Raw genomic sequence first — 9,685 nt, forward strand, 5'->3', positions numbered from 1 at the left:
CCGGCACTCGGCCCGCCGCGCCCCGCCCGCATGCCCGCCCGCACAAGTGCGGCACACTCACCCCGAACCGCGCCCGCGCCCGCGCCCCCCTCGCGCACCCTCACGTTCGGCGGCGTCGAAGCGGGCAAGCGCGCCGGCTCCCGGCTCCAACGCCCGAGTCAGGCTTCGCAGTTGCGTATCCGACAGGCCGCCCACCTCGTCGGCGATCTCCTCCGCCGCGTCGCGGGAGATCTCCTCGGCCACCGCGTCGAGGGCCGCCCGGGGCCCGAGTTTGCTCACCGCCGCAGCCGCGCGGGTCGGCGTCAGGAGCGTCGCCGCTCGGACCAGCAACCACGCCGGCACCCCGGCGGCGCCCTCCGGCGGGGCCAGGTACGGCCGGGAGCCGGCGAAGCGGCGGTCCTCGGCGAAGCCGTCCTGCTTCACCTTGACCACCGGGCGGGCCCCATCGTGCTCCCACCACTCCCCGGCCGGCTTGAGCACATACCCCTCGGCGAGGTTGTCCTCGATGCGCGGCAGCCCGAGCAGGCCCGGAACCAGGCTCGCGAACTCACACGACAGATCCCCGAGCGAGTGCGCCGAGCCGTGCCCGAGCGCCGGCACACAGCGCAGCCCCGCGCAGGCCGCGCCCGCCCGCAACGCGCGGTCCGCGATCCAGCACCGCCCGTCCGCCGTCTCCACCGCCGCGTCGAACACCAACCAGTGCAGGTCGGGCGCGTACCAGATGCCGGTCTGCACCGGCTCGCAGGCGGGATCGGCCGGGACGTCCGGATGCGGGTAGCACCCACCGGCCAGCTCGCCGTACACGGTCACCGAGGCCGTCTCACCCCACGCCGCCCGCAACACGGCGGCGAACCGCGCCGCGCCCACGGCCAACCCGGGCCAGATCCTGGCGACCCCGAAGAAGTCGTCCAGCAGTTCGTCGGACAGCAGTTCGCGCCGCTTGGCCGGTCGCACCCCGGAGCCGTCGCACACCACCGCGAAATGCGCTCCGTGGACCTTCTCCGCCGCCACCCACTCGCGCCCGCCGCCCGCCCCGGGCCGCGCCTTCGCGGACATCTTCGGGTACGGCCGCAACGCGGAACCCCCGGACCTGGCCTGTGACATGGCGAAATCCTCCGCCGCCCGCACCGCGCCCGGCAACCGGGTTTACGGCCGGTACAAGCCCGACGCCGCCGCCCTCGTCAAAGTCGCGCCCGCAACGTGCCCCGTTCCAGGCCGAGTTCGCGTTCCGCCGTGCTGATCGCCATGTCGTCGAGCGCCGGGTGGTCGAGCTTGACGTCGGCGTCGGCGTTGGCGTAGGAGCCGAGGCCGTCGACGGTGACCAAGATGTGCAGGGCCGCACCGAGGGCGTCGTCGGTGTCGAACTCCCCCGCCGCGACGCCCGCTTCGATCAGGGCGGTGAGCGCGGTACGGGTCACCGTCTCCTGCGCGCCGACCGCGTCGCGCAGGCCCTCCTTGAATCGGCTGAGGTGACGGGCGTTCAGCCACAGCCGGCTCAGGTCGAGATACGTCCCGTCGGCCAGCCGGACCAGGAACCGGGCCAGCCGGTCGATCGGCGCCAGCCCCTCCTCGTCCGCCGGCAACAACGTGTCGCGCTCCTTCGTCGCCGCGTCCGTGAACGCCTCGACGACCAGGGTGTCCGCGGCCGGGAAGTAGTGGCCGATCAGCCCCGGCCGCACCCCCAACTCGTCGGCGACCCGGCGCAGCGTGATGCGTTCCAGGCCCTCTTCGAGGGCGATCCGAGCGGCGCTGCGCAGGATCTCCGCGCGGCGCTCGTCGGGCAGCTTGCGAACGCGGGTGGGTTGGGGTCTTGACGCCATGGCCCACAGCTTATTGGATGTGCGACCATTAGCCAGTTGGCCATGCGACCAATAACCGGCTCGGCCGGCCGACCCCGAGAGGCCCCCGATGACCACCACCAAGCCCACCCCCGACGCGAGACCGCAGGACATACCCGGTTCCGGATCCGCCGGGCACCGGGAAACGCGCGGCATCGACCAGGTCCCCGCCGACGAGCGCGGCGGGGATCCCCGCCGGCTGTTCGCGGTCTGGGCCGCCCCGAACGTGAGCTATCTGAGCTTTGTCGTCGGCGCCACGCTGATCATCATGGGCCTGTCCCTCGTCCAGGCGATCGGGCTCATCCTCGCCGGCAACCTGCTGTGGATCTGTACCGGCGTGATCGCCGCCTCCGGCCCCGTCGCCGGCACCAGCGGGTCGGTAATCTCACGCGCCATGTACGGCGTCCTGGGCAACAAGGTGGTCCTGGTCCTGACCGGATGGCTGATCGCCGCGGCCTACCTCGCGCTGAACTGGTCGGCCGCCTCGGTCGCCGGCATCGGCCTGGCCGCACGCTACGGTCTGCCCGACGACTCGGCCGTCGACGCCGCGGTGATCTGCGCCATCGCGGCCGGCACGATCCTGATCGCGATCTACGGATACGCCACGATCGTGCGCCTGTACTCCGGGCTCAGCGTGTTCCTGACCGTGGTGTTCGTCGTGGTGACGGGCTACGTGCTCGCCGAGACCGACTGGTCGTACACGCCGGCCGAACCGCTGCACGGCGCCGCCCTCGCCGCCGCGCTCGGCGCGGGGTTCACCATCATCGCCTCCACCCCACTGTCCTACGCCAACAGCCCCGACCTGGCCCGCTACCTGCCGCGCGACAGCAACCCGTACGCCATCGCCGGCTGGACCGCCGTCGGCGCGTACCTGCCCAGCGTCGTCTTCACCACCGTGGGCGCCCTCGCCGCCACCGGCCTGGACATGAGCGACCCCGAGGCCGCGTTGGAAAGCATCCTGCCGGGCTGGTTCATCCCCGTCTTCGTGATCGCGGTGGTGGTCAACACGATGACCAACAACGGCATGACCGCCTACAGCGCGAGCCTGTCCATCCAATCCGTCGGCGTCCGGCTCGCCCGCATCCCCGCCGTACTGATCATCGGCGTGCTCGGCACCGCCATGACGCTGTACGCGATCCTGGTCGTCGACTTCCTCGACAGCGTGCAGACGATGTTGCAACTCGTGGTCGTGGCGACCGGTCCGGCGATGGCGGTCGCGGTGACCGACCTGGTCCTGCGGCGCAATCGATACCACGGGGCCGACCTGCTCGAACAACGTCGCGGCGGGCCCTTCTGGTACCACCGCGGTGTGCACCCGGCGGGCGTACTCGCGCTGATCGGCGGCGGCCTCGTCTCCGCGATGTGGGTGAACACCAGCTTCTGGACCGGACCGATCGCCGCGGCGATGGCGGACGTGGACCTGGCCATCCCGTCCGGGATGATCACGGCCGCGGCGATCTACTGGGGCGTCGCCCGCGCGACCGGCACGATCCCCAAGGCGTGACCCCACCCGGAAGACACCGGGCACCCCACACAGCCCGGGCAACCCACACAGCCCGGGCAACCCACGCAACCCAGCACCCCGAGCACCCTGCAAGACCGAAGGAATCCGCGTGTACGCCGACGTCATCCTGTTCGCCCGGCACCTCGAACAGCCCACCGCCGCTCCCGCAGCCCCCGACCCACTCGACCGCGCCGACGCCGTGGCCATCACCGGCGACCGCATCCTCGCCGTCGGCCCCGCCGCCGACATCGCCGCGCTGCGCGGCCCCGACACCGTCGTCCACGACTTCCCGGGCGCGACCATCCTGCCCGGCCTCGTCGACGTGCACGCCCATCCGGTCTGGGGCTCGATCTCCATCGGCAGCGGCGTGGACCTGCTCGGCGCCGGCACCCTCGACCAAGTCTGCGAGCGACTGGCCGGTGCCGTGCGGGAGCGGCCCGCCGACGCCTGGATCACCGGCTACGACCTCGACGTGAACGTCTTCGCCGGCGACCCGACCGGACTCGTCCTCGGCGAACGATTCCCCGGTGTGCCCATCTCCCTGATGACCCGCGACGCACACGCCCTGGTCGTCAGCCCGCACGTGGTCGAGCTGATCGGCCTGACCGGCCGCGAGTCCTTCACCGACGCCTCGTCCGTCGAGGTCGACCCGGACGGGCGCCCGACCGGCTACATCGTCGAACTCCAGGCCATGGACCTGGTGTTCGCGCACTACCCCGAGGTACCCCTGGACACCGCCGCAGAGTTCGTCCGGGACCGGCTCGAACTGCTCGCCGCCGGCGGTCTGACCGGGCTGCACGCGCTCGACTTCGCCGACCCGTCCGAGGCGGTGTACCGGCACATCGAGGCCCACGGCGAGCTACCGCTGCGCATTCGCTGCTCCCCGCTCGTGCCGGCCGACTCCGGTCCGGACGTCTGGCAACACGTGGCCGACCTCCAGGGCCGCCGCGGTCGGCGCTGGCACGTGGCGGGGGCCAAGTTCATGCTCGACGGCACCGCCGACAACGGCACCGCGTGGTTCGACCACCCCGACACCCACGGCGAGAACCGCGAGCCGCTGTGGCGCGACGTCGACGCCTACCGCGCCGCGATGCGGTTCTTCACGCAGCGCGGCATCCCGACCGCGACCCACGCGATCGGCGACCGGGCGGTGCGCTTCGCCCTCGACGTGATCGAGGAGGTCGGTCCGGTCGACCAAGCCCCGCACCGCATCGAGCACATCGAGTCCATCCCCGACGACCTCCTCGGCCGCTTCGCCGAACTCGACGTGGTGGCAAGCCTCCAGCCCGCGCACGCCACCCGGCACACCCGCGCCGACGGGACCGACAACTGGTCGCGCCGGATCGGGCCGGACCGGGTCGCGCACGGCTGGCGTACCCGCGACCTGCTCGACCACGGCGCCGTGGTGGCACTCGGCTCGGACTGGCCGATCGGCCCCGGCGACCCGCGTATCGGCCTCGCCGACTGCCAACTGCGCCGCCCCGTCGAGGAGCCGAACTCGGCGCCCGTACAGCCCGATCAGGCGCTCACCGCCCGCGAGTGCTACGCCGGGATGACCGTCGCCGCCGCCCACGCCGCCGGGGCCGGCGCCGAACTCGGCCGCATAGCCCCGGACTTCCTCGCCGACCTCACCGTCTTCGCGGCCGATCCGCTCGCCCTCGCACCCGAGGCGCAGCCCGGAAACGCCGTGCTGGCCACCGTCGTCGGCGGCGAGGTCCGCCTCCACCCGCGCTCCCCGGAAGGACGCCCGTGACCACGCTCGAAGTCCCGCCATCCCCTCGCCCCCGTCGCCACGTGGCGGTCGCGGCCGCGGACCCGCACACGCGCGGCGTCGCGCGCGGCGAACGACTACGCGACGGCATCCCCGCCGCACTCGACGCGTACGACCGCCTGTTCGCGCTCGGCGGCATCACCCCGGACCGGGTGCGTGCCGACGCCGAACGTGCCCTCGACACGATCGGGAAGTTCCACGCCGGTGCCCGGGCCGAGATCGAGGGCATCGCGCACGGCGCCGGCCTCGACCCGTGGCGGGTGGCCGCGCTCAACGCGCGCACCGAGATCCTGGCCCGCAGCGCGGCCGTACCCCCGGGCGAGTGCACCACGATCGTGCGCCGCGTCCCGGGCGGGCCGGGGCGCGCGGCGCGGACGTTCGGCGTGCAGACCTGGGACTGGCACGTCGAACTGCGCGACCTGTGGCACACGGTGGAGTCGCGCGGCGGCCGGTACGACTTCGTCGGCATCACCGAACACGGCATCCTCGGCAAGATCGGCGTCAACAGTGCCGGGCTCGCCCTGCACTTCAACATCCTCGGCCACGAGCGCGACGGCGTCGGCGGCGTGCCGATGCACGTCCTGGCCGCGATCGTGCTCGGCGAGGCGGGCGGCGTCGCCGAGGCCGTCGAGATCATCCGCGGCGCGCCCGTCGCCTCGTCCGGGTCGTTCGCGCTCTTCGACGAGGGCGAGGCCGTGCTGCTCGATCTGAGCCCCGTCGGGGTGTTCGAGATCCGGCCGGAGTCGGCCGGGGGATACCTGCTGCGCACCAACCACTTCCTGACGCCGGTGCCCGCCGAGGCGGAGAAGTCCCGGCTGTACCAGCCCGATTCGGGGCAGCGCTACGACTTCGTCCGGGACCGGCTCGCCCGCACCGAGCCGCCCGCCACGCCGGCCGGGCTGGCCCGGCTCCTGGTGACCGGGCCGGGCGAGCCGCCGGTGACGTGCGTCCCGGATCCCGCCCAACCCCTCGGCGCGCGCTGGGCGAGCCTGGCCACCGTCACCCTGGAGCCCGCCGACCGCGCCGCCCACGTCCTCGACGGCACCCCGGCCGACGCGGACTCCCGTCCCTGGCGCCGCCTCACGGCGGCCTGAGCGGGTGGGTCGGGGCCGGCGGGGGACGGCCCCGACCCACCCGGGGGCGATCGGCTACTCGGTCGTGTCCCGAACCGGGTCGGGCATGGTCCAGCGGTGCTCACGCCTGGGGTACAGGTAGGCGTAGTAGTAGAGGTATCCCGCCGCGACCATGGCCACGGCGATGCCGGCCGGGCGCCAGTCGGCGTCGATCGACTCGTACAGGACGTAGGCCATCACGCCGATCGCGGCCACCGGGACCCACGGCCAGGCGGGCATCCGGTACGTCGCGTGGGCGGTCGCCCCGGAGATCCGGCCGTACAGCGCGGCGACGGCGACGAAGATGTACAGCAGCACCAGATTGGCGCCGGTGGCCAGGATCAGTTTGTCCAGCGGAACGAGCCAGGCGACGACGATCGCGGCGGCGCCCATGAGCAGGGTGGCCAGGACGGGAGTGCGCAGACGCGGGTGCACCGCGGCCAGCGGCCGGCCCACCACGTCGGGCCAGGCCCGGTCGCGGGCGGAGGAGTACACCAGTCGGCCGATCTGCAGCATGATCGCGATCACCGCGTTGACGATGGCGATCGCGATGCCCAGGCTGACCACGGTGTTGACCGTGTCGCCGCCGCGTTCGAGCAGGAAGTAGTTCATCGGGGACGGGGCCGCCATGAGTGCGCTCGTACTCGGCGTACCCAGGAGCACCGCCACCAGCGGCAGGCACTCCGCGACCACGGTGATCCCGAGCGACCACATCACGATCCTGCCGATCGAGGAGACCTGTCGGGTCTCCTCGGCGTAGTACACCGACGTGCCGTAGCCGTTGTAGGCGAACAGCGCGCTCGCGGCGAAGGACGAGACGAGCCCGGCCGAGGCGCCGACGAGCACGCCGTTCTCGCCGAGCGCGTGCGGCGTCCACAGGGTGGATATCGGTTGCTCGACGTTGACCAGACCCAGCCAGGCCAGTACGGCGATCGCGGCGAGTTCGACGGCCAGGAACACCCCGGTGACCCAGGCGTTGGTGCGGATGCCGAGCACCGAGACGAGCGAGGCCACCGCGATCACGGCCAGTCCGGTCTTCTTGCCGCCCAGCGAGTCCCAGACCACGCCCAGGTAGTCGCCGGTGCCCAGGGCGATCACCGCCACCGTCAGGACCCCGGCGAGCAGCGCCAGCGCGAACAGCGCGAAGCCCGTGGCGCGGCCCAGGGTACGTGCCGCGAAGGCGTATTCGCCGCCGGTGATCGGGAAGGCGCTGGACAACTCGGCGTAGCAGAAGGCCATCAGCATCCCGGCGACGGCCGCGAGCGCGAAGGCCAGTGCCGCCGCGCCGCCGAGTCCGCTGATCACCGACGGCATGATGATGAAGACGCTCGACGCGGGCGTGACGGCGGACAGCGTGATGAACATGTTCTCGCGCAGGCCCAGCGAACGGGACAGGTCCTGGGCGTAGGCCGGCGACTGCGGCGGCGGGGTGCCGGCGGGCGGCCGGCTGCCCTGGGTTTCGGCCATGTGGCTCCCTTGTCAGTTCTTTGACGCCGGAGTCAACGATATGAAAGAGTCCCACGTCAATGGGTTGACAATAATTTGGCACTGAAGACAAGGAATGGTGCATGGCACGTCCGAGGAATCAGACGGCGCGGCGCGAGCAGCTGGTTCACGCGGCCACCGAGGCGGTCGGCCGGCGCGGGCTGGCCCAGCTGCGGGTGGCCGACATCGCCGAGGTGGCGGGCGTCGCGCGAGGCTCGGTCAACTACTACTTCAGCGATCTCGGCGACCTGCTGCGGCAGGTCTACCGGCAGGCCGCGGACCGCTTCTACACCTCCCGCACGGACACCGCCTCCCGACTGCCCGACGCCCGGGACAAGCTGGTGGCCTGCGCCCGGCTCGGGCTGCCGGCCGGTCCGGAGGACGAACTCGCGCTGGTGCTGTACGAGTTCAGCGCCGCCGCCCGGGACGAGAGCGAATACGCCACGCTGGCGCAGAGCCTGTACGACCGTCAGGTCGCCATGTACGGCTCGATCCTGGAAATCGGGCGCGCCCAGGGCCACTTCCGGTTCACCGAGCCGATCCCGGACGTGGCCGCGAACCTGGTCACCCTGGAGGACGGTTACGGTCTGCACATCGTCGGCCGCAACTCCTCGCTGCCACCCGAGCGAGCCCTGGCCCTGATCCTGACCCACGCCCGCCAGGCCACGAACTGCCCCGACCTGCGGCCGGACCGGGTCGTCCCCGATCCCGAGGCGGCCGGTCCCGACACCGCTGCTCGGCACACCCCGGAAGGCACCACGTGAACGCCCCCGCCGCATCCCCCCGCACCGCCACCCCGTCGGGACGGCCCCGCGCCCGCGCCCTGGGCATCCACCTCGACGGCACACCCGGGCCGGCCAACGCGCTCACCGACGTCCCCGGCGTCGAGATCGGCTACACCACCCTCGTCGAGGGCACGTCGGTACGCACCGGCGTCACCGCCCTGTTGCCGCGCGGACGGGCCGGCGTGGGCCTGCCCTGTGCCGCCGGACGGTATGCGCTCAACGGCAACGGCGAGATGACCGGCAGCAGTTGGCTCGACGAGACGGGCAGCCTGGCGGGCCCGGTACTGATCACCAACACACACGCGGTGGGGCCCGTACACCGCGGCGTGATCGACTGGACCGTGGCCAACCGGCCCGACCTGGCCCGGCAGTGGCTGCTGCCCGTGGTCGCCGAGACCTGGGACGGCTACCTCAACGACATCAACGGCTCGCACGTCCGCCCCGAACACGCGGTCGCCGCGATCGACGCGGCCGTCCCGGGACCGGTCGAGGAGGGCTGCGTCGGCGGCGGCACCGGCATGAACTGCTATGGCTTCAAGGGCGGTTCGGGCACGGCCAGTCGGGTGGTCGAGTACGGCACGGCCCGCTACACGGTCGGGGCCTTCGTCCAGGCCAACTTCGGCGCGCGCCGCGAACTCGTCGTCGCGGGCGTGCCGGTCGGTCGCCGGATGACCGCGGACAACCCGATGGAGGACACCGACTGGTTCGCCCCCGGCGGGGCGGGCTCGGTCATCGTGGTGGTCGGCACGGACGCTCCCCTGCTCCCCGGCCAGTGCACGGCGCTGGCCCGCCGAGTCCCGATGGGCCTGGCCCGCACCGGCACCACCGGCAGCCACTTCTCCGGCGACATCTTCCTGGCCTTCTCCACCGCCAACCGTGGCGCCCTGGCCAGTGGCTTCCCGCAGTCCCCGGCCACGGACGAGGACTACGACACGCTGCGCCACATCCCGTGGGGCCGCATCGACCCGTTCTACACGGCCACCGTCCAGGCGGTCGAGGAGGCCGTCCTCAACGCCTTGGTCACCGCCGAGGAAACCGTCGGCCGCGAGGGCCACCGCACCCCGGCCCTCCCACACGCCCGCCTGCGCACACTGCTCGAAGAGCAGAGCCACCCCGCCGGCGACTGACCAGGCCACCCCGCGGGTGACGCCACCCGCGAAACGCCGCGCGGCGCCGACCCCGGGTGGGGC

At 72.7% G+C, this 9,685-nt stretch carries 8 protein-coding genes; 5 read left to right on the forward strand and 3 right to left on the reverse strand.

Annotated elements, in window-relative coordinates; all coding sequences use genetic code 11:
* Nucleotides 1–57: 57 nt before the first annotated feature.
* Together ACWGR4_RS47815 and ACWGR4_RS47820 are read right to left on the reverse strand one after the other, a co-directional pair.
* Nucleotides 58–1,104: an RNA ligase family protein gene (locus ACWGR4_RS47815; protein ID WP_452133981.1), complete on the reverse strand. Its 1,047-nt coding sequence runs from the start codon at nucleotides 1,102–1,104 to the stop codon at nucleotides 58–60.
* Between the two features lie 77 nt (nucleotides 1,105–1,181).
* Nucleotides 1,182–1,820 carry a TetR family transcriptional regulator gene (locus ACWGR4_RS47820; protein WP_380012438.1) on the reverse strand — a complete coding sequence of 213 codons (639 nt, stop codon included), beginning with the start codon at nucleotides 1,818–1,820 and terminating at the stop codon, nucleotides 1,182–1,184.
* Between the two features lie 88 nt (nucleotides 1,821–1,908).
* Here ACWGR4_RS47820 and ACWGR4_RS47825 point away from each other — a divergent pair, with 88 nt between their 5' ends.
* From ACWGR4_RS47825 to ACWGR4_RS47835, 3 genes are all read left to right on the forward strand, one after another.
* Complete coding sequence (locus ACWGR4_RS47825; protein ID WP_452133982.1) at nucleotides 1,909–3,342, forward strand: purine-cytosine permease family protein; 1,434 nt, start codon at nucleotides 1,909–1,911, stop codon at nucleotides 3,340–3,342.
* Between the two features lie 109 nt (nucleotides 3,343–3,451).
* On the forward strand, nucleotides 3,452–5,095 hold the full coding sequence (locus ACWGR4_RS47830; RefSeq protein ID WP_452133983.1) for an amidohydrolase: 1,644 nt from the start codon (nucleotides 3,452–3,454) through the stop codon (nucleotides 5,093–5,095).
* Nucleotides 5,092–6,207, forward strand: a complete 1,116-nt coding sequence (locus ACWGR4_RS47835; protein WP_452133984.1) for a C45 family autoproteolytic acyltransferase/hydolase — start codon at nucleotides 5,092–5,094, stop codon at nucleotides 6,205–6,207. Before ACWGR4_RS47830 ends, ACWGR4_RS47835 begins: the two co-directional genes overlap by 4 nt.
* A 54-nt stretch (nucleotides 6,208–6,261) precedes the next feature.
* On the opposite strand, the gene ACWGR4_RS47840 is transcribed toward ACWGR4_RS47835, so the two are convergent.
* Entirely contained in the window at nucleotides 6,262–7,692 is a 1,431-nt protein-coding gene (locus tag ACWGR4_RS47840; protein WP_380012426.1) for an APC family permease, read from the reverse strand.
* A gap of 101 nt (nucleotides 7,693–7,793) precedes the next feature.
* Between ACWGR4_RS47840 and ACWGR4_RS47845 the strand changes: the two genes are divergently transcribed.
* Together ACWGR4_RS47845 and ACWGR4_RS47850 are read left to right on the forward strand one after the other, a co-directional pair.
* A complete protein-coding gene (locus ACWGR4_RS47845) occupies nucleotides 7,794–8,474 on the forward strand; it encodes a TetR/AcrR family transcriptional regulator (RefSeq protein ID WP_452134102.1) in 681 nt (226 codons plus the stop codon).
* Nucleotides 8,471–9,622 (forward strand): DmpA family aminopeptidase, encoded by a 1,152-nt coding sequence (locus tag ACWGR4_RS47850; protein WP_452134103.1) that lies wholly within the window; start codon nucleotides 8,471–8,473, stop codon nucleotides 9,620–9,622. The genes ACWGR4_RS47845 and ACWGR4_RS47850 overlap by 4 nt, the downstream gene beginning before the upstream one ends.
* Nucleotides 9,623–9,685: the final 63 nt, after the last annotated feature.

This window comes from Embleya sp. NPDC055664 (assembly GCF_053618075.1).

What these genes read in the sequence shown, in the direction of transcription:
- ACWGR4_RS47815 (WP_452133981.1), bottom strand. Translation starts at nt 1,104, where the DNA reads ATGTCACAGGCCAGGTCCGGGGGTTCCGCGTTGCGGCCGTACCCGAAG.
- ACWGR4_RS47820 (WP_380012438.1), bottom strand. Translation starts at nt 1,820, where the DNA reads ATGGCGTCAAGACCCCAACCCACCCGCGTTCGCAAGCTGCCCGACGAG.
- ACWGR4_RS47825 (WP_452133982.1), top strand. Translation starts at nt 1,909, where the DNA reads ATGACCACCACCAAGCCCACCCCCGACGCGAGACCGCAGGACATACCC.
- ACWGR4_RS47840 (WP_380012426.1), bottom strand. Translation starts at nt 7,692, where the DNA reads ATGGCCGAAACCCAGGGCAGCCGGCCGCCCGCCGGCACCCCGCCGCCG.
- ACWGR4_RS47845 (WP_452134102.1), top strand. Translation starts at nt 7,794, where the DNA reads ATGGCACGTCCGAGGAATCAGACGGCGCGGCGCGAGCAGCTGGTTCAC.